We start from the raw sequence: 18,869 nt of genomic DNA, 5'->3' as shown, positions 1-18,869 counted from the left end.
CGGAGACAAGCATGAGATTCACCGATCTTTTCGTACGCCGTCCGGTGCTGGCGCTGGTGGTTAGCACGCTGATTCTGCTGCTGGGCATCAAGGCGCTGAGCGGTCTGCCCGTGCGGCAGTACCCGCTGACCGAAAGCACCACCATCACCATCACCACCCAATACCCGGGCGCATCGCCTGACCTGATGCAAGGCTTCGTCACGCAACCCATCGCGCAATCGGTGGCCACGGTGGAGGGCATCGACTACCTGTCGTCGTCGTCCACGCAGGGGCGCAGCGTGATCACGGTGCGCATGAAGCTGAACGCCGATTCCAACAAGGCCATGACCGAGGTCATGGCCAAGGTCAACGAGGTCAAGTACCGCTTGCCGCAGGATGTGTACGACCCGGTGCTGGTCAAGTCCGCCGGCGAAGCAACCGCCGTGGCCTATGTGGGCTTTTCCAGCACGACGTTGTCGCTGGCGGCGCTGACCGATTACCTGTCGCGCGTGGTGCAGCCGCAGTTGTCGTCCATTGATGGCGTGGCCAGCGTGGAACTCTATGGCGGCCAGAAGCTGGCCATGCGCGTATGGCTGGACCCCAACCGCATGGCCGCGCGCGGTATCTCCGCGGGCGAACTGGCCCAGGCGCTGCGCGACAACAACGTGCAAGCCGCACCGGGCCAGGCCAAGGGCCTGTACGTGGTGTCCAACATCCAGGTCAACACCGACCTGGTGAACGTGGCGGAATTCCGCGACCTGGTGGTCAAGCGTGATGGCGACGCCATCGTGCGGCTGGGCGATGTGGCCACTGTTGAACTGGGCGCGGCATCCACCGATTCCAGCGGCCTGATGGATGGCGACCCCGCCGTTTATTTCGGCCTGAACGCGACGCCTGTGGGCAACCCGCTGGTCATCGTCAAACGCCTGCAAGAGCTGGTGCCCAACATCAAGCAGAACCTGCCGCCCGGCACCAGCGTGCAAGTGCCGTTCGAGCTGGCCCGCTTCATCAGCGCGTCCATCGACGGCGTGATGCAAACCCTGCTGGAAGCCATTGCCATCGTGGTGGTGGTGATCTTCCTGTGCCTGGGGTCGTTGCGCGCCGTGCTGATTCCGGTGGTCACCATTCCGCTGTCGATGCTGGGCGGGGCGGCCATCATGGCGCTGTTTGGCTTCAGCGTGAATCTGTTGACCTTGCTGGCGATGGTGCTGGCCATTGGCTTGGTGGTGGATGACGCCATCGTGGTGGTGGAAAACGTGCACCGGCATATTGAAGAGGGCAAGTCGCCGGTGCGCGCCGCGCTGATCGGTGCGCGCGAAGTGGCAGGGCCGGTGATCGCCATGACGATCACGCTGGCCGCCGTCTATGCGCCCATCGGGCTGATGGGTGGGTTGACCGGGTCGCTGTTCAAGGAATTCGCGTTCACGCTGGCAGGCGCCGTGGTGGTGTCGGGCGTGATCGCCTTGACCCTGTCGCCCGTGATGAGCTCGTTCCTGCTGAACCATCGCGTGTCAGACGGCTGGATGGCGCGTCGCGCTGAACACTTCTTCGGGCGTCTGGGCGAGGCCTATGGCCGGGTGCTGGACGTGTCCCTGCATCATCGTTGGGTGACCGGGCTGATTGCGGTGGCGGTGCTGGTGAGCCTGCCGTTCCTGTACAACGCGGCGCAGCGCGAGTTGGCGCCGGTTGAAGACCAGTCCACGGTGCTCACCGCGATCAAGTCGCCGCAGCACGCCAACATCGACTATGTCGAGAAGTTCGGCAAGAAGTGGGACGACGTGATGAAGACCTTGCCCGAGCAAAAGGGGCGCTGGCTGATCAACGGATCAGATGGCGTGTCCAACAGCATCGGCGGGGTGGACTTCGTGGACTGGCACGAGCGCAAACGCAACGCCGACGAGATCCAGGCCGACATGCAGGCCATGGCCAACCAGGTCGAAGGCAGCAACATCTTCGCCTTCCAATTGCCGTCGTTGCCGGGTTCCACGGGCGGCCTGCCCGTGCAGATGGTGCTGATGAGCGCGGCGGATTACCCCGTCGTCTACGAGGCCATGGAAAACCTGAAGAAGGCGGCGCGTGAAAGCGGCCTGTTCATGGTGGTGGACAGCGATCTGGACTACAACAACCCGGTCGTGCAGCTGAAGGTGGACCGCGCCAAGGCCAACAGCCTGGGCGTCACCATGAAAGACATTGGCGACACACTGGCCGTGCTGGTGGGCGAGAACTACATCAACCGCTTCGGCATCGATGGCCGTTCGTACGACGTGATTCCACAAAGCCTGCGCGAGCAGCGCATCTCGCCGGCATCGCTGGCGCAGTTCCACGTCAAGAGCGCGACGGGGGCGCAGGTGCCGCTGTCCAACCTGGTGACGGTGTCGATGGGCGTGGAGCCTAATTCTCTGACGCAGTTCAATCAGCTGAATGCGGCCACCTTCCAGGCTATTCCGATGCCCGGCGTCACCATGGGCGACGCGGTGCAGTTCCTGACGCGTCAGGCCCAGCAGTTGCCCGCCGGCTTCAGCTACGACTGGCAATCGGATGCGCGCCAGTTCAGCCAGGAAGGCTCGGCGCTGATGATCACCTTCATCTTCGCCATCATCGTGATCTATCTGGTGCTGGCCGCGCAGTACGAAAGCCTGCGCGACCCGTTCATCATCCTGGTCAGCGTGCCCATGTCGATCTGCGGCGCGCTGATTCCGCTGGCGCTGGGCATGGCCACCGTCAACATCTACACGCAGATCGGTCTGGTGACCTTGATTGGCCTGATCAGCAAGCACGGCATTTTGATGGTGGAGTTCGCCAACGAGATGCAGGTCAGCCACGGGCTGGACCGCCGCGCCGCCATGGAGCAGGCCGCCCGCATCCGCCTGCGCCCCATTCTGATGACGACGGCGGCCATGGTGATGGGGCTGATCCCCTTGCTGTTCGCCACCGGCGCGGGCGCGCATAGCCGCTATAGCTTGGGCTTGGTCATCGTGGTGGGCCTGCTGGTGGGCACCTTGTTCACGCTGTTCGTGCTGCCCACCGTCTATACCGTTTTCGCGCGCGACCACCGCGCGGCCAACGACACGCCGCGTGCTCGCGAGCTGGCGGCGGCGCAGGCCGAAGACGCCCGCGCGGCCGCGTCGCATTAAGGAACCGATCATGAATCAACGTCAATACGTCTTGGACCAACACGTCTTGGGTCGCCACTTCTTGGGTCATCACGTCTCGGGTCACCACGTCTCGGGTCACTACTTCTTGGGTCGCCACTTCTTGGGTCACCATGTCTTGGGCCGCCACGTCTTGGGCCGTCAATTCTCGGGTCAACACTCGTGGTTCCGCGGGGCCACCGTGCTGCTGGCCGCGCTGGCCCTGGCTGGGTGCGCCGTCGGCCCTGACTATCAGCCGCCACAGTCTGCGCCCGTTGCGCTGGCCAGCCCCGAACAGGCCCTGTTCTCTGCCGACCAGTTGCAGCGCGACTGGTGGCGGCAGTTGCAAGACCCGCAGCTGGACCGGCTGATTGATCTGGCGCTGTCCCGCAACCACGACATCCGCATCGCGCAAGCTCGCTTAGCCGAGTCGCGCGCGGTGCTGGACGAAAAAGAACTCGACCAGTTGCCGGCCGTGACGCTGGATGGCCGCTACGAGCGCAGCTTGTCGCAGGCCAATGCCGGTACGGCAGGGCAGCGCAATCTGGCGCAGAGTTATCGGGCGGGTTTTGACGCTACCTGGGAACTGGACCTGTTCGGCCGTCTGCGCCGGGCAGCCGAAGGCGCCGCGGCGCGCAGTGAAGCGCAAGCGGCGGACTTGGCTCAGGCCCGCATCGTGGTGGCGGCCGAAGTCGCCCGCAATTACTTCGAACTGCGCGGCGCTGAACAGCGCCTGGCCGTCGCGCGCGCCAATCTGGACAGTCAGCGCGACAGCCTGCGCGTCACGCAGGCCATGGTGACGGCGGGCCGGGGCGACGAAGGCGACCTGGCCAGCGCGCGGGCCGAACTGGAAACCGTGCAGGCCAGCGTGCCGGTGCAAGTCGCGGCCAGGCGGCTGGCGCTGTACCGCATCGCGGTGCTGGCCGGGATGCGGCCGGTGGAGCTTGGCGAGCTGGACGCCGGCAAGCCGCTGGCGCCGTTGACCGCCAAGTTACCTATCGGCGATGTGGGCGCGCTGCTGTCTCGCCGCCCGGACATCCTGGCCGCCGAACGGTCGATGGCCGCAGCCAATGCGGACGTGGGCGTGGCCACGGCCGAGCTTTATCCGCGTATCGATCTGGGCGGTTTCTTGGGCTTCGTTGCGCTGCGTGGGGCGGATTTCGGTTCAAGTTCGAGCCGGGCCTTCAGCGTTGCCTCTGGCGTGAACTGGCCGGCGTTTCATTTGCCGACGGCGCTGGCCAGAAAGCGGGGGGCGGTTGCGCGTTCCGACGGCGAAGTGGCGCGCTACGAGCAGACCGTGCTGCGCGCGGTGGAAGAACTGGAGTCGGCGCTGACCGAGTTCGGCCAGACGCAGCTGCGCTTGGGCAACCTGGCGCAGGCCGCCGCGTACAGCGGGCGCGCGGCGGAACTGGCGCAGTTGCGCTATCGCGAAGGCAGCGCCCCGTATTTGACGGTGCTGGACGCGCAGCGTACGCTTTTGCGCGCCCAGGACGCCGTGGCGGTGGCGGAAACGGATTCCTATACGCGTCTGATAGCGCTCTATAAGGCGCTGGGCGGCGGATGGGAAGCCGATCCCAATACCAACCCCAGCGTCAACCCAGATGCCAATCCAGGTGCCAACCCGGAGCCCGCCGCCGCAGGCTGACCGCCGGCCCCGGTTCGTGGCACCATAGCCAACATTGCCCAGGAGTTTCGTTATCGCCATGTCCGACAGCCTGTCCCAACCCGTCACCTGGATGCCGCATCAGCCGGCCGACCGCGTGCTCATGACCTTGAAGACTCGCGGCCCGCAGTCCATCGCCGTCATCGCCAAGGCCATGGACGTGACGGCCGAGGCCGTCCGCCAGCAGATGACGCGGCTGCATGCGGATGGGCTGGTCGACTCCGAAAGCCACAGCGCGGGCCGTGGCCGGCCCACTCAGATCTGGTTTCTGACGGAAGCGGGCCACGGCCGTTTTCCGGACACCCACGCCGAAATGACCGTGCAGATGATCGGTGCGGTGCGTCAGGTGTTTGGCGACGAGGGCGTGGAAAAGCTGATCCAGGTGCGCGAAACCGCCATGCTGAATAGCTACCACCAGGCGATGCTGGGCGCGAGCGATCTGAAGGCGCGCCTGGAACGTCTGGTGCAGGTGCGTTCGTCCGAAGGCTATATGGCCGAACTGCGCCAGGACGGCGATGAATTCGTCTTCATTGAAAACCACTGCCCGATCTGTTCGGCGGCCAAGGCCTGTATGGGCTTTTGCCGCAGTGAGCTGGAACTGTTTCGCCAGGTGCTGGGCGAAGACGTGCAAGTGGCTCGCGAAGAACACATTCTGGCGGGCGCGCGGCGCTGCGCGTATCGCGTGCGTGAGCAGCCGCGCGCATGACGCTCAAGCAACTCGAAGCCTTCTACTGGGCCGCCACCTGCGCCAGCTTTGCCGTGGCGGCCGAGCGGCTGCACCTGTCGGTGTCGTCCTTGTCCAAGCGCATCACCGAGCTTGAAGACGCGTTGGGCCAGCCGCTGTTTGACCGCAGCGGCCACAAGGCTGCGCTGACGGACGCCGGCCAGCGGCTGGTGCCGCAGGCGCGTGAACTGCTGGCCGCGGCCGATCAGGTGCGCGCGTCCATGACCCAAACGCCGGGCTTGCGCGGCCGCTGCCGCTTTGGTGTGGGCGAACTCACTGCGCTGACGTGGCTGCCGCGCCTGATCGGCGCCGTGCGCGCGGCGTATCCCGACCTGGTGCTGGAGCCGTATGTGGATATCGGCCAGGTGCTGGAGCAGCGCGTGGCGGACGGCGAACTGGATTTTGCGGTGATCGCGGGGCGTTCGTCGCGCGCGAACATTGCCTCGACGCCGATCGGCGAAGCCCGCTTTGCCTGGGCGGCGTCGCCGTCCGTGCTGGACGGGGAAACCCGCATGACACCGTCGTTGCTGGCCCGCCTGCCGCTGGTGACGCTGCCGGCCGGCGCAGGCACGACGCGCATCATCGACGACTGGCTGGCCGGGCGCGACGCTGCTGGCGAGCGCTTGTGCTGCAACAACTGGGGCGCCATCGTTGGCATGCTGATTGAAGGCACGGGCGTTGGGCTGCTGCCCAGCCATTGGGCCGACGCGCTGGCGGCCGAGGGCAGTTTGCGGGTATTGCAGGGCGAACCCGAACTGGCCGCCTTGCCGTATTCCTTCCAGTACCGCCGCGACGACCACCGCGCGCTTGTCGCCTTGTTGCGTGACGCGGTGGCCTCGGCGGTGGACTTCTCGGCGCCTTGCCGGCTGCCCTAAGGTTCTCGACCTCAGGCCCGAACCCGAACCCCGCCTCGGCCCGGCCCGTCCCCGGCCCCGGGAACCCCAACCCCAGCTTCAGGCCCGCCCGCGTCCGCAAGGCGGCCAATGCTCGCCGGAATTTAGCGCCGCGACAGCTTGCGCTCTATACAATCGCCGCGCGCCTGGCGCAGAATCCAACAAGATGCATAGACGGAGATCATTCATGCGTAAACTTTGCCTCGCCATGGCTATGGCGGGAATGCTGGCTAGCGGCCTGGCGCAAGCCCAGTCGACCCTGAAAATCGGTTTGCAGGACGACCCGGACGTGCTGGACCCCGTGCGTGCGCGCACCTTCGTGGGCCGCATCGTCTTCGCTTCCTTGTGCGACAAGCTGGTCGACATTACGCCTGACCTGAAGATCGTGCCGCAGCTGGCGCAGTCCTGGACGATCAGCCCGGACAACAAATCGCTGACGTTCAAGCTGCGCACCGATGCCGTCTTCCATGACGGCACGCCGGTCAACGCCGCCGCCGTCAAAGCCAACCTGGACCGCGCCCGCACGCTGCCGGACAGCAACCGCAAGAGTGAACTGGCCACCGTCGCCAGCGTGGACGCGCCGGACGAGCACACCGTTGTGCTGAACTTGGCCGAGCCAGACGCCTCGCTGCTGTCGCAGCTGTCGGACCGCGCCGGCATGATGATGTCGCCCGCTGCCTTCGACAAGGACCCGGGCGGCAAACCCGTGTGCTCGGGCCCGTACCAATTCAAGGAGCGCGTGCAGAACGATCGCATCGTGCTCGAGAAGTTTCCTAAATACTGGGACGCCGGCAACTATCACTTTGACCGCCTGGTCTTCACGCCGATTCCCGACAACACCGTGCGCCTGAACAACCTGCGCGCGGGCGACCTGGACATCATCGAACGCGTGGCCCCCAGCGACGCCAAGGCGGTGAAGGACGATCGCAACCTGCGTCTGGCGCCGGTGACGGGCCTGGGCTTCCAATCGATCTCGGTCAATCTGGGCAATGGCGCACGCGCCAACAACCCGCTGGCCAAAGACAAGCGCGTGCGTCAGGCGCTGGATCTGGCGATTGACCGCGACGTGCTGAACCAAGTGATCGGCGAAGGCATGTTCCAGCCGGCCTACCAACCGTTCCCGCCCGCCAGCTTCGCCTACAACACCGCTTTCGAGCACAAGGGCCGTGACCCGAAGAAGGCGCAGGCGCTGTTGAAGGAAGCCGGTTACGACCGCGTGAAGTTCGAGATCACGTTCGGCAACAACACCACCATGCAGCAAGTGTTTGAGCTGGTGCAGGCCATGGGCGCCGAAGCCGGATTCGATATCACCCTGCGTCCGGTCGAGTTCGCGTCGCTGCAATCGTCGCTGGCGCGCGGTGACTTCGAAGTGGGCCAGAGCGGCTGGTCGGGCCGTGTCGACCCCAGTGGCAACATCCACCAGTACGTCAGCTGCAAGGGCAACCTGAACGATGGCAAGTTCTGCGACGCCGGTGTCGACAAGCTGTTGAACGACGCCCGCGCCGAAGCCGATAACGCCAAGCGGCGCGCCATGTATGACCAGGTGCTGACGGCAATGCAGGACCAGCGCCCGATCGTCTACCTGTTCTATCTGCCGTGGACCTTTGGCGTGCAGAAGAAGGTGGAAGGCTTCGTGCCGTACCCCGACGGCCTGATCCGCCTGAAGGGCGTGACGGTCGCCAAGAAATAGAGGAAGGACCACCCCCTACCCGCTTACGCGGGCCCCCTTGAGGGGGGGCGGCACACCCGGACCGGCGGAGCCGGCTCCGCGGTGCCCCCACTTAGGGAGGGGCGCTCGCACGGGATGGGCGGATTCTGGGGGCTTCGCTTAGACAACCCTATTGGATGATTCATGTTTACGACTCGCCCGGAAATCCTTGGCACCTTTGGTGTCGTGACCTCCACCCATTGGCTGGCCAGCGCGGCCGGCATGTCGCTGCTCGAACGCGGCGGCAATGCGTTTGACGCGTGCGCGGCGTCGGCCTTCGTGCTGCAAGTGGTGGAACCGCACCTGGTCGGCCCGGCTGGCGAAGTGCCGGCCGTGTTCTATTCGGCGCGTACGGGCAAGGTGGAAGTGCTGTGCGGCCAGGGCACGACCCCGGCCGCCGCCACGCTGGAGCGCTATCGCGCCGAAGGGCTGAAGCTGATCCCTGGCAACGGGTTGTTGGCCACGGTGATTCCGGGCGCATTTGATGCATGGATGCTGCTGCTGCGCGACCACGGCACGATGCGCGTGCGCGATGTTCTGGAACCGGCCATCTATTACGCCGAGCATGGCCACGCGCTGATGCCGCGCATCTCCAACACCATCGCCGGGTTGAAGGACTTTTTCGAAACGCATTGGCCGACAACGGCGCAGGTCTACGTGCCGGGCGGCAAGGTGCCAGAAGCGCGCAAGCTGTTCCGCAACCCGGCGCTGGCCCGCACCTGGACCCGCGTGTTGAAGGAAGCCGAGAGCGTGGGCGCTGACCGCGAACGCCAGATTGAAGCGGCGCGCGACGCGTTCTACCGGGGCTTCATCGCCGACGAGATCGACAAGTTCGCGCGCAACACCGACGTCATGGACGAAAGCGGCACCACCCATCGTGGCGTCATCACGGCGGACGATCTGGCGGGCTGGTCGGCCAGCTACGACACGCCGCTGACCTACGACTATCACGGCTACACCGTGGCCAAGGCGGGCGCCTGGAGCCAGGGGCCGGTCTTTTTGCAAACGCTGGCGTTGCTCAAGGGCATGGACCTGGCGGGCGTCGGCCCGAACAGCGTGGAGTTCATCCACCGTGTCACCGAGGCCATGAAGCTGGCGTTTGCCGACCGCGAGGCGTATTACGGCGATCCGGCGTTCATCGACGTGCCGCTGGCGCATCTGCTGTCTGACGCGTACAACGCGGAACGCCGCGCCCTGATTGGCGAGACCGCGTCGCACGATTTGTTGCCGGGCCAGGTGCCGGGCTTCGAGGCGCAGGTGGCGCGTGTGATGGACACGCTGGAGCGCTTGTCCAAGGTGTCGGCGCCGGGCAGCGCGACGAACGAGCCCACGCTGGCGGACATGCGCGCGTCTGCCAAGCGCGGCGACACCACGCACGTGGACGTTATCGACCGCTGGGGCAACATGATTTCAGCGACGCCGTCGGGCGGCTGGTTCCAGTCGTCGCCGGTGATTCCGGAATTGGGTTTTGGCTTGAATACCCGCGCCCAGATGTTCTGGCTGGAAGAGGGGCTGCCCGGCACGCTGGCCCCCGGCAAGCGTCCGCGCACCACGCTCACGCCGTCGCTGGCGCTGCGCGATGGCAAGCCCTACCTGGCGTTCGGCACGCCGGGCGGCGACCAGCAAGAGCAATGGCAATTGCTGTTCTTCCTGCGCCATGTGCACCATGGCTTGAACTTGCAGGAAGCCATCGACCTGCCGATGTCGCACACCATGCATTTCCCCACGTCGTTCTATCCGCGTGACCGCAAGCCGGGTCATCTGGCGGTAGAGGCCAGCTTTGGCGCCGATGTGATCGAGGGCTTGCGCCAGCGCGGCCATCAAATCGAAGAGGTGCCGGAATGGTCGGTGGGCCGTCTGACGGCCGCCTCGCGGGATGAAGACGGGCTGTTGCATGCCGCGGCCACGCCGCGTCTGATGCAGGCGTACGCGATCGGCCGCTAAGGCTTGGCGGGACTCGCCGGTGTGCGCGGCCGTGGGGCTGCAGGCATCGGCGGCGCCCGGGCGGACGATGCCGCCTTGCGGCGTTTTGCCGGCATGGGCTATCTTTCTTCCATGACGTCATCCCAGCAGCGCCCGGCAAACGGAGCGCAATCCCTCACGGGACAAGAGCCACTTTTCATCGTCCTCAACACCGGATCGGGGCGCGGCGACGCGCAGGTCCTGCAGGACACCATCCGCCGTATCCTCGACGAGGCGGGCCGGCGATACACGCTGATGCCGGTGGACGACCCGTCCAAACTCACCGAAACCGCGCAGGCTGCGGTCAAGCGCGCGCAGGACGAGCAGGGCGTGGTGATTGCCGCAGGCGGTGACGGCACGCTCAATGCAGTGGCGGGCGCCGTGCTGGGCAAGGGCGTGCCGTTCGGCATCCTGCCCCAAGGCACATTCAATTATTTCGGACGCAGCTACGGCATCTCGCAAGATACCGAGGTGGCGTTGCGGGGTTTCCTTCAAGGCCATTTGCGGCCGGTGCAGGTGGGCCAACTCAACGGACGGCTGTTCCTGGTCAACGCCAGCCTAGGCCTGTATCCCACGCTGCTTGAAGACCGCGAGGCCTACAAGCAGCGCTTCGGCCGCAGCCGTTTGGTGGCGCTGTGGTCGGGTGTGGTGACCTTGCTGCGCGCGCCGCGCCAACTGCGGCTGCAACTGGAAACCGAGGGGCGTTCGCGCGAGCTGCGCACACCCACGCTGGTGGTGGGCAACAACAAGCTTCAGCTTGAGCATGTGGGCATCGAATCCGATGAGCTGGACCGCAACCGCCTGGTCGCCATGACCGTCAAACCGGTAGGCACGCTGGCGCTGTATGGCCTGCTGGTGCGCGGCCTGTTCAGCCGGCTGGGTGAAGCCGAACACGTCATCAGCTTTGGGTTTGATCGCCTGACGGTGGGTATACGCGGGCGAAAGCGCGTCAAGGTCGCGATGGACGGCGAAATTTCGTGGATGAACACCCCGCTGGAATTCAAGGTGTCTCCCGAGCCGTTGCCGCTGGTGGTGCCGGCGGACTCGCAATACCTGGACCGCTCATGACGCGCATCCTGCAATTTTCCGACACGCATTTCGGCACGGAACGCAAACCTGTCGTCGAAGCCGCGCTGGACTTGGCGCGCTCATTGAACCCTGATCTGGTCGTCCTTAGCGGCGACATCACGCAGCGCGCGCGGCGCGCGCAATTTGCCGCGGCCCGCAAGTTCATCGAACGCCTGTCGCTGCCGGTGCTGGCCGTGCCCGGCAACCACGACATCCCGCTGTTCAATGTGTTTGCGCGCGCGCTCAACCCCTATGGCAATTACAAGCGGGCGTTGGGTGCGGTGCTGGAGCCGGTGTTTGAAACCCCGGGCCTGCTGGCGATCGGCGTGAACACCACGCGGCCCCGCCGCCGCAAGGACGGCGAGATTTCCGATACGCAGATCGCTCGCGTCGCGCAGCGTTTGCGTCAGGCGCGGCCGGGCCAGTTGCGCATCGTGGTCGCGCATCACCCCGTGCGCGCCAAAGTCGAATCCGACCTGTCCAATCTGCTGATCGGCCGCGAGCGCGCGCTGGCGGCTTGGGCGCAGGCAGGTGTCGACTTGATTCTGGGTGGCCATATTCATCTGCCGTATGTGCTGCCGCTGAGCGCGGCGGGCAAGCCTGCGGGCTGGATCGTGCAGGCGGGCACGACCTGCTCGCGCCGTGTGCGGGGCAGTGTGCCCAATTCGGTCAACGTGATCCGCTGCGAAGAAGAGGGCGGCCAGCAGGTATGCCACGTCGAGCGGTGGGATTACGCCGAGGGCACGCACGCGTTTGCGCCGGTCGACAAGACGCTGGTGGCGGGTTCATGAACGATGTGTATGCGGCGTGGGCGTCGGCCCATGCCTTGGAATTGTTCATCGGACTGCCCCTGGTCACGGGCGCGGCGGCCGTGTTTGTCATGCGCGCGTATGTCGGCAGCTCGCGGCGAGGGCGCGCGTTGATCAGCATCGCCGGGGTGGGTGTGTTGTTGCTGGTGTTTCTGGCATTGGCTGCCGCTGTGCGCAGCCAGGGCGGCATCGTGGCGTTTGATGGCGCGCTGGCCGACGCGCTGAGCATGTCGATGAGTTCATCGTTGCTGTGGGCGCTGTCCTGGTTCACCTATCTGGGCGACCGCAATTTTCTGACGGTGCTGAGCGTAGGGATGACGCTGTACCTGCTGTGGACGGGATGGTGGCGGCTGGCGGCGTTCTGCGCCATTGCCACGGGTGTTGGGGGCGCGCTGAACTGGGTGCTCAAGCACACCTTCGAGCGCGTTCGGCCAGAGCATGATCACGGTTATGCCGCCGTGGCGGGCTGGAGCTTTCCCAGCGGTCACGCCTCGGCTGCGATGGCCGTGTACGGCACGGCCTGCTATCTGGTGTGGCGGCTGGCGCCGGCGCCGTGGCGCACGCCATGTGTGGCGGTCTTCGCCGCGTTGATCATGGCGGTGGGCCTGAGCCGCATCCTGCTGCAAGTGCATTTCGCCAGCGATGTGGTTGCGGGCTTCGCCGTCAGCCTTGCCTGGCTGGCGATCTGCGTGGCGGTGGCCGAGCGCTGGTGGCCGTCAGGCCGGGCAGAGCAAGAGCCGCAATAGCCGCCGTTGGCCGCCGCTGGCGTCTTCATCGGTCAAGCCAGGGATGCTGGTGTAGCGCCCGCCCGCGCCGGTAATCGCCTGATCCAGCCGGTGCGCCCGCTCGGGCGGCGGCGGGGCCAGGTCCACGATCAGCTTGCCGGACACGGGCGCCGTTACCTCGCCGTCGCTGAAGCGCTCAAGTGTGCGGTCGATCTCGCGTTCACGCGGCAAGGCCAGCACGATGGTGTCCGATTCCGCCAGGGCTTCACGCGCTGATGTGGCCAAGGTGGCCGAGCCGCGAAAATCTTCGCAGCGTTCGGGGTCGATGTCGTACAGGGTCAACGCGATGTCCGGCTCGGCCTCAAGCAGACGGCGGGCGGCCAGCGTGCCGGTCTCACCCATTCCCACGATGCTGATGCGCGGGCTCATAGCTTTGGCACGGACCACGTGCTCACGATATGGGCCAGCGGCTCGTCGGAGCCTTCGCCAGTCAGGATGACTTCACCGGCGGACAAGCGGCCTACCTTCAGCAGCCGGGCGTCGGCGTAGATGGCGCCGGCCGGGCTCTTGCGCAGAAAGTTGATGGTCAGGCTGGCCGTGACGGCATGGGCCTGGCCCGTAGCGCCCACCACGGCGGCATACATCGTCAGGTCCGCCAGGCCCATCAGCATGGGCCCCGCGACGATGCCTCCCAGGCGTTGATGCGCATCTCGGGCGGGCAACACGGCGCGTGCCGTGCCGCGGCCGATGCGCACGACGTCGATGCCCAGCAGCAGCGAGAAGGGGTGTTGGTCAGCCAGCAGGATGTGGAAGTCGGCCAGGCTGATCAGCGGTGCATCAGCGTCGGTGGCTAAAGCGGTGGCAGTCATCGTTGCTCCAGGGCAAGGCAGTAGTGGTCGAGCAAGGTGTCGGCCTGCTGGCCGAGCGACTTCAGCCGATGGGTATGCAACAGCAGCAGCAAGCCCATCAGGTAGGTGAACAGGTTCATCTGCTCGACGGCCGCGGTGGCGGCGTCCCAGCCCTTGGTGCGYGCCAGCGCCACGCCCATCAGGTCAACGCATTGCTGCAGGCGGGCATTGAGCTTTTCGTCCATGTCCCGGCCCAGGCCTCGCGGGCCCAGGCCCTGGAACAGATACATACCCAGCGAGAAGTCGGTCCGGCGCTGGGCGTAGTAACCAAAGAAGGCGTGGATGGCGCGGCGCGCGGCGGTGGGCGCATCGCCCGCAGTGGCCGCTTCGCCCAAATGGGCGTGCAGCCGTTGCAGTGATTCGTCCAGCAGCGCGCCGTAAATCGTTTCCTTGCCCGCAAACCAAGGGTAGATTGCGCCTGTGGTGCAGCCGGCTTCCTTGGCGATGGCCCGGATCGTGGTCTTTTCCAGCCCATCGCGTTCGAAAACCCGAACCGCGGCGTCCAACACCATCTGGCGGCGCAAGGCATTCAGTCTTTCGTTGCGCGCGTTGCGGTCGGCGGGGGAGGAGGGCATGGATGGGACGAAGTCGTCTGAATTGAGTCAGATCATATCGACGATTTTTCTAAATAACAATGTTATTGACTGCCCGCGAAGCCGGGTCGTTTGCAGTCTGCCAACAACGTAAGTCCCACGGGTTTCAGGGTGAAAGACGGGGCGAAGCCGGCACGAAAGGCACCTGAAAGATCGCGTCCAAACCCCCGTCGATAATTGGGGGCAGGGCTGAAAGTCGCATGGATACGTGCTTGCCTGTTTTGCTTAGGGTTAGCCCTAGCAGCTTTGGCGCCGCATCCCTGCGATGTTGCAAGATCCCAACAGGGGTGCCTTAAACCAGCACTTTTCTGATGCCGACCATAGCCAGTCCCCGCGATTTTTGATGCAATAGCGTCAACTTCCCTTCGCGGAGTTAGGGGGGCGGCAGGCTGGTTTGCTGGATTGCTGCTCTTGTCACTCAAATCAACGGAGATTTCTTAAATGAAAAAGACTCTGCTCGCTGCCGCCCTGCTCGCCGGTTTTGCCGGTGTCGCCCAGGCAGAAACGTCTGTCACCCTGTACGGCATCATCGACACGGGCCTCGGCTACAACAAGATCAGCGGTGCTGCGAACGATGCCGTGAACGGCAGCCGTTTCGGCATGATCAACGGCGTCCAGAACGGTTCGCGCTGGGGTCTGCGTGGCTCGGAAGACCTGGGTGACGGCCTGCGCGCTGTTTTCCAACTGGAATCGGGTTTCAACTCCGGTAACGGCAACTCCGCTCAAGGCGGCCGCCTGTTCGGTCGTCAAGCCACCGTCGGTCTGGCCAGCGACAGCTGGGGCCAACTGGACTTCGGTCGCCAAACCAACATCGCGTCGAAGTACTTCGGCTCGATCGATCCGTTCGGCGCTGGCTTCGGTCAAGCTAACATCGGCGTGGCTCTGAGCGCCGCCAACACGAACCGCTACGACAACATGGTCATGTATCAGACCCCGTCGTTCAGCGGCTTCCAGTTCGGCGTCGGCTACTCGTTCAACGTGAACGACACCAACGCTGCTCAAACCGGCTTCAAGACCGCCGACAACACCCGCGCCATCACGACCGGTCTGCGCTACGTCAACGGCCCCCTGAACGTCGCCCTGACGTACGACCAACTGAACGCCTCGAACAAGCTGTCGTCGGCTTCGGTTGACGCCACCCCGCGTCAGTACGCCATCGGCGGTTCGTACGACTTCGAAGTCGTGAAGCTGGCTTTGGCCTACGCTCGCACGACCGACGGCTGGTTCGCTGGCCAAGGCGTCGACACCAACCTGGGCAGCATCAACTTCGGCGCCAACGCCTTTGCTGATGGCTTCAAGGCCAACTCGTACATGGTCGGCCTGTCCGCCCCGATCGGCGGCGCAAGCAGCCTGTTCGGTTCGTGGCAAATGGTTGACCCCAGCAACAACAAGTTGACCGGCGGCGATGAGTCGACCCAAGTCTACTCGCTGGGCTACACCTACGACCTGTCCAAGCGCACCAACCTGTACGCCTACGGTTCGTACGCCAAGAACTACGCCTTCGTGGACGACCTGAAGTCGACCGCCGTCGGCGTCGGTATCCGCCACCGCTTCTAATCCAACGCAGGGCGCAAGCCCTGTCTGGATTCAAAGCGCAAGCGAACGAACGGGCTGCGGCTCGTTCGTATAAAGCCACCCTTCGGGGTGGCTTTTTTTCGTGCTTTTCTGTGTTTTTTATCGTCGCGCTGCGGCTTGTTGGCCAAGTCCTGTATGCTTCGGGTTCTGTCTCCGAAAACTGCGATTGTTCCATTTGAGGAATGCAGTCTTTCACCCGCTATTCAAGCTACAGAGTTCAGCCGGAAGTAACCGCGCGAATGCTACAATCCTAAGGTTTGCGCATTTGACGGACGCCTGAATGAACCTGCAACAGTATTTTCCCGTCCTGCTGTTTATCGTAGTGGCCACCCTTATCGGGTTCGCGCTTCTAACGGCCGGCTCCCTCCTTGGCCCGCGGCGTCCCTACGCTGAGAAGCTGTCGCCCTATGAGTGCGGCTTCGAAGCGTTTGAAGACGCTCGCATGAAGTTTGACGTGCGCTACTACCTGGTGGCGATTCTGTTCATTCTTTTCGACCTGGAAATCGCGTTCCTGTTCCCGTGGGCCATCGCCCAAGGCACAGTCGGGCTCGTCGGTTTCTGGACGGTCATGGTTTTCCTAGCCGTGTTGACCGTCGGCTTCATCTACGAATGGAAAAAGGGCGCGCTGGACTGGGAATAAGCCCCATCGGGTTTTTTTCACAGCTCGCTATCAGAGACGAATATGGCTATAGACGGCATTCTCAAGCAAGGGTTCATCACAACCAGCGCCGACAAGTTCCTTAATTGGGCGAAGACCGGCTCCATGTGGCCCATGACCTTCGGTCTGGCCTGTTGCGCGGTTGAGATGATGCACGCGGGCGCGGCCCGTTATGACCTGGACCAGTTCGGCATCATCTTCCGACCCAGTCCGCGTCAGTCCGATCTGATGATCGTCGCTGGCACGCTGTGCAACAAGATGGCGCCGGCGCTGCGCAAGGTCTATGACCAGATGCCCGAGCCGCGTTGGGTCGTTTCCATGGGCTCCTGTGCCAATGGCGGCGGCTACTACCACTACTCGTATTCGGTGGTTCGTGGCTGCGACCGCATCGTACCGGTAGACGTCTACGTGCCGGGCTGCCCGCCCACGGCCGAGGCGCTGGTCTACGGCTTGCTGCAAATGCAGAACAAGATCCGTCTGACCAACACGATTGCGCGCTGAGCGTTCGCCCGTCTGCGGCAGTCCTTGCCGCCGGCGCTCTCGAAACCAGCGTATCGGTTCACCTAAGCGTACAAGATGATGACCAGGCTCGAAACCCTGAAAAACAATTTGCAGACCACCCTCGGCGCGGATATCGCGCTGACCGAGGCGTTGGGCGAGCTGACGCTCGAAGTGCCCGCGCAGCAGTGGTTCTCCGTCTGCAACAAGCTGCGCACCGAAGCCGGTCTGCGCTTTGAAACCTGTATCGACCTCTGTGGCGTCGACTACCTGACCTGGGGCAACGGCACGCGCCAACTGCCCGAAGAGTCCAACGTCAAGGTGCACCGCGCGCGCTTCGCCGTCGTGATCCACCTGCTGTCGATCGAGAACAACTGGCGCCTGCGTGTCCGCACCTGGGCCGCCGACGACGAATTCCCGATCGTTGCGTCGCTGATGGAATGCTGGCCGGCTGTGGGCTGGTTCGAGCGCGAAGCGTTCGACCTGTACGGCATCGTCTTTGAAGGCCACCCCGACCTGCGCCGCATCCTGACCGACTACGGTTTCATCGGCCATCCGTTCCGCAAGGACTTCCCGCTGTCGGGCACCGTCGAAATGCGTTACGACCCCGAACAACGGCGCGTCATTTACCAGCCGGTCACGATCGATCCGCGCGAGATCACTCCGCGCGTGGTCCGCGAAGACTCCTACGGCTTGGGGCGTTAAATCATGGCAGAAATCAAGAACTACACGCTTAACTTCGGTCCTCAGCATCCGGCCGCGCACGGTGTGTTGCGCCTGGTGCTGGAGCTGGACGGCGAAGTCATCCAACGCGCCGACCCGCACATCGGCCTGTTGCACCGCGCCACCGAAAAGCTGGCCGAGCACAAGACCTACATCCAGGCGCTGCCCTACATGGACCGCCTGGACTACGTGTCCATGATGTGCAACGAGCACGCCTACGTCATGGCCATCGAAAAGCTGCTGGGCGTTGAAGCCCCGCTGCGCGCTCAGTACATCCGCGTGATGTTCGACGAGATCACGCGCTTGCTGAACCACCTGATGTCGCTGGGTTCGCACGCACTCGACGTGGGCGCCATGGCGGTGTTCCTGTACGCCTTCCGTGAACGCGAAGACCTGATGGACTGCTACGARGCGGTMTCGGGCGCGCGCATGCACGCGGCCTACTACCGTCCGGGCGGCGTSTAYCGYGACCTGCCGGACACRATGCCGCAGTACGGCGACACCAGCAAGTACCGCGGCGACAAAGAAATGCGCATCATGAATGACGCGCGTTCGGGCTCGCTGCTGGATTTCATCGAAGACTTCACCAACCGCTTCCCGGCCTGCGTCGACGAGTACGAAACGCTGCTCACCGACAACCGCATCTGGAAGCAGCGTCTGGTGGGCATCGGCGTGGTTGATCCTGACCGCGCCAAGGCGCTGGGTTTCACCGGCCCGATGCTGCGTGGCTCGGGCGTGGCCTGGGACTTGCGCAAGACGCAGCCCTACGAAGTCTACGACCTGCTCGATTTCGACATCCCCGTGGGTGTCAACGGCGACTGCTACGACCGCTACCTGGTCCGCATCGCCGAAATGCGTGAAAGTAATCGCATCATCCGCCAGTGCGTGGAATGGCTGCGCAACAACCCGGGTCCGGTCATGATCGAGAATCACAAGATCGCCCCGCCCAAGCGCACCGCCATGAAGACCAACATGGAAGAGCTGATTCATCACTTCAAGCTCTTCACCGAAGGTTTCCACGTGCCCCCGGGCGAGGCGTATGCCTCGGTGGAGCACCCCAAGGGCGAGTTCGGCATCTATCTGGTGTCGGACGGCGCCAACAAGCCTTACCGCCTGAAGATTCGGGCCCCCGGCTTTGTCCACCTGCAATCGCTGGATGAAATGTCGCGCGGTCACATGATCGCCGACGCCGTCACCATCATTGGTACGCAGGACATCGTTTTCGGCGAGATCGATCGCTGATCCGCCCAGA

General features: G+C 64.4%; 17 protein-coding genes. 14 read left to right on the top strand and 3 right to left on the bottom strand.

Annotated features, from left to right (window positions below):
* The first annotated feature begins 11 nt into the window (after window positions 1-11).
* From AC1DSJ_RS14095 to AC1DSJ_RS14055, 9 genes are all read left to right on the top strand, one after another.
* Complete coding sequence (locus AC1DSJ_RS14095) at window positions 12-3,113, top strand: MexW/MexI family multidrug efflux RND transporter permease subunit (RefSeq protein WP_441370620.1); 3,102 nt, start codon at window positions 12-14, stop codon at window positions 3,111-3,113.
* 10 nt (window positions 3,114-3,123) lie between these two features.
* Entirely contained in the window at window positions 3,124-4,755 is a 1,632-nt protein-coding gene (locus AC1DSJ_RS14090; RefSeq protein ID WP_441370621.1) for an efflux transporter outer membrane subunit, read from the top strand.
* Between the two features lie 58 nt (window positions 4,756-4,813).
* The gene (locus AC1DSJ_RS14085) at window positions 4,814-5,479 is read left to right on the top strand and encodes a helix-turn-helix transcriptional regulator (protein ID WP_054424177.1); all 666 of its coding nucleotides are present in this window, start codon (window positions 4,814-4,816) and stop codon (window positions 5,477-5,479) included.
* Complete coding sequence (locus AC1DSJ_RS14080) at window positions 5,476-6,372, top strand: LysR family transcriptional regulator (RefSeq protein WP_441370622.1); 897 nt, start codon at window positions 5,476-5,478, stop codon at window positions 6,370-6,372. Before AC1DSJ_RS14085 ends, AC1DSJ_RS14080 begins: the two co-directional genes overlap by 4 nt.
* A 205-nt stretch (window positions 6,373-6,577) precedes the next feature.
* Complete coding sequence (locus AC1DSJ_RS14075) at window positions 6,578-8,080, top strand: ABC transporter substrate-binding protein (RefSeq protein ID WP_346552924.1); 1,503 nt, start codon at window positions 6,578-6,580, stop codon at window positions 8,078-8,080.
* Window positions 8,081-8,242: 162 nt separating this feature from the next.
* A complete protein-coding gene (locus tag AC1DSJ_RS14070; protein WP_054424171.1) occupies window positions 8,243-10,042 on the top strand; it encodes a gamma-glutamyltransferase family protein in 1,800 nt (599 codons plus the stop codon).
* A 93-nt stretch (window positions 10,043-10,135) separates the two neighbouring features.
* Entirely contained in the window at window positions 10,136-11,128 is a 993-nt protein-coding gene (locus AC1DSJ_RS14065; RefSeq protein ID WP_441370623.1) for a diacylglycerol/lipid kinase family protein, read from the top strand.
* Window positions 11,125-11,919: a metallophosphoesterase family protein gene (locus AC1DSJ_RS14060; protein ID WP_441370624.1), complete on the top strand. Its 795-nt coding sequence runs from the start codon at window positions 11,125-11,127 to the stop codon at window positions 11,917-11,919. Before AC1DSJ_RS14065 ends, AC1DSJ_RS14060 begins: the two co-directional genes overlap by 4 nt.
* On the top strand, window positions 11,916-12,683 hold the full coding sequence (locus tag AC1DSJ_RS14055; protein WP_175169586.1) for a phosphatase PAP2 family protein: 768 nt from the start codon (window positions 11,916-11,918) through the stop codon (window positions 12,681-12,683). Before AC1DSJ_RS14060 ends, AC1DSJ_RS14055 begins: the two co-directional genes overlap by 4 nt.
* On the opposite strand, the gene AC1DSJ_RS14050 is transcribed toward AC1DSJ_RS14055, so the two are convergent.
* The 3 genes from AC1DSJ_RS14050 to AC1DSJ_RS14040 are packed head-to-tail and all read right to left on the bottom strand — an operon-like array spanning window position 12,654 to window position 14,145.
* Window positions 12,654-13,091, bottom strand: a complete 438-nt coding sequence (locus AC1DSJ_RS14050; RefSeq protein WP_054424165.1) for an NAD(P)-binding domain-containing protein — start codon at window positions 13,089-13,091, stop codon at window positions 12,654-12,656. The two genes, AC1DSJ_RS14055 and AC1DSJ_RS14050, sit on opposite strands and share 30 nt — an antisense overlap.
* Window positions 13,088-13,531 (bottom strand): PaaI family thioesterase, encoded by a 444-nt coding sequence (locus tag AC1DSJ_RS14045; protein ID WP_054424163.1) that lies wholly within the window; start codon window positions 13,529-13,531, stop codon window positions 13,088-13,090. The genes AC1DSJ_RS14050 and AC1DSJ_RS14045 overlap by 4 nt, the downstream gene beginning before the upstream one ends.
* The gene (locus AC1DSJ_RS14040; protein WP_342066156.1) at window positions 13,528-14,145 is read right to left on the bottom strand and encodes a TetR/AcrR family transcriptional regulator; all 618 of its coding nucleotides are present in this window, start codon (window positions 14,143-14,145) and stop codon (window positions 13,528-13,530) included. Before AC1DSJ_RS14040 ends, AC1DSJ_RS14045 begins: the two co-directional genes overlap by 4 nt.
* A 459-nt stretch (window positions 14,146-14,604) precedes the next feature.
* Between AC1DSJ_RS14040 and AC1DSJ_RS14035 the strand changes: the two genes are divergently transcribed.
* The 5 genes from AC1DSJ_RS14035 (at window position 14,605) to AC1DSJ_RS14015 (ending at window position 18,859) form a co-directional block, all read left to right on the top strand.
* The gene (locus AC1DSJ_RS14035; RefSeq protein WP_054424160.1) at window positions 14,605-15,720 is read left to right on the top strand and encodes a porin; all 1,116 of its coding nucleotides are present in this window, start codon (window positions 14,605-14,607) and stop codon (window positions 15,718-15,720) included.
* A gap of 298 nt (window positions 15,721-16,018) precedes the next feature.
* Window positions 16,019-16,378, top strand: coding sequence for an NADH-quinone oxidoreductase subunit A (locus tag AC1DSJ_RS14030; RefSeq protein ID WP_006217959.1), 360 nt, complete (start codon window positions 16,019-16,021; stop codon window positions 16,376-16,378).
* 42 nt (window positions 16,379-16,420) lie between these two features.
* Window positions 16,421-16,897 (top strand): NuoB/complex I 20 kDa subunit family protein, encoded by a 477-nt coding sequence (locus AC1DSJ_RS14025; protein WP_006217960.1) that lies wholly within the window; start codon window positions 16,421-16,423, stop codon window positions 16,895-16,897.
* A 75-nt stretch (window positions 16,898-16,972) separates the two neighbouring features.
* Window positions 16,973-17,599 (top strand): NADH-quinone oxidoreductase subunit C, encoded by a 627-nt coding sequence (locus tag AC1DSJ_RS14020; RefSeq protein WP_054424158.1) that lies wholly within the window; start codon window positions 16,973-16,975, stop codon window positions 17,597-17,599.
* A gap of 3 nt (window positions 17,600-17,602) precedes the next feature.
* Window positions 17,603-18,859, top strand: coding sequence for an NADH-quinone oxidoreductase subunit D (locus AC1DSJ_RS14015; protein WP_006217962.1), 1,257 nt, complete (start codon window positions 17,603-17,605; stop codon window positions 18,857-18,859).
* Window positions 18,860-18,869 lie beyond the last annotated feature (10 nt).

The organism is Achromobacter sp. 01N37, assembly GCF_056399725.1.
The sequence above is the reverse complement of the archived record's forward strand: the minus strand, read 5'-3'. Positions and strand labels throughout refer to the sequence as shown.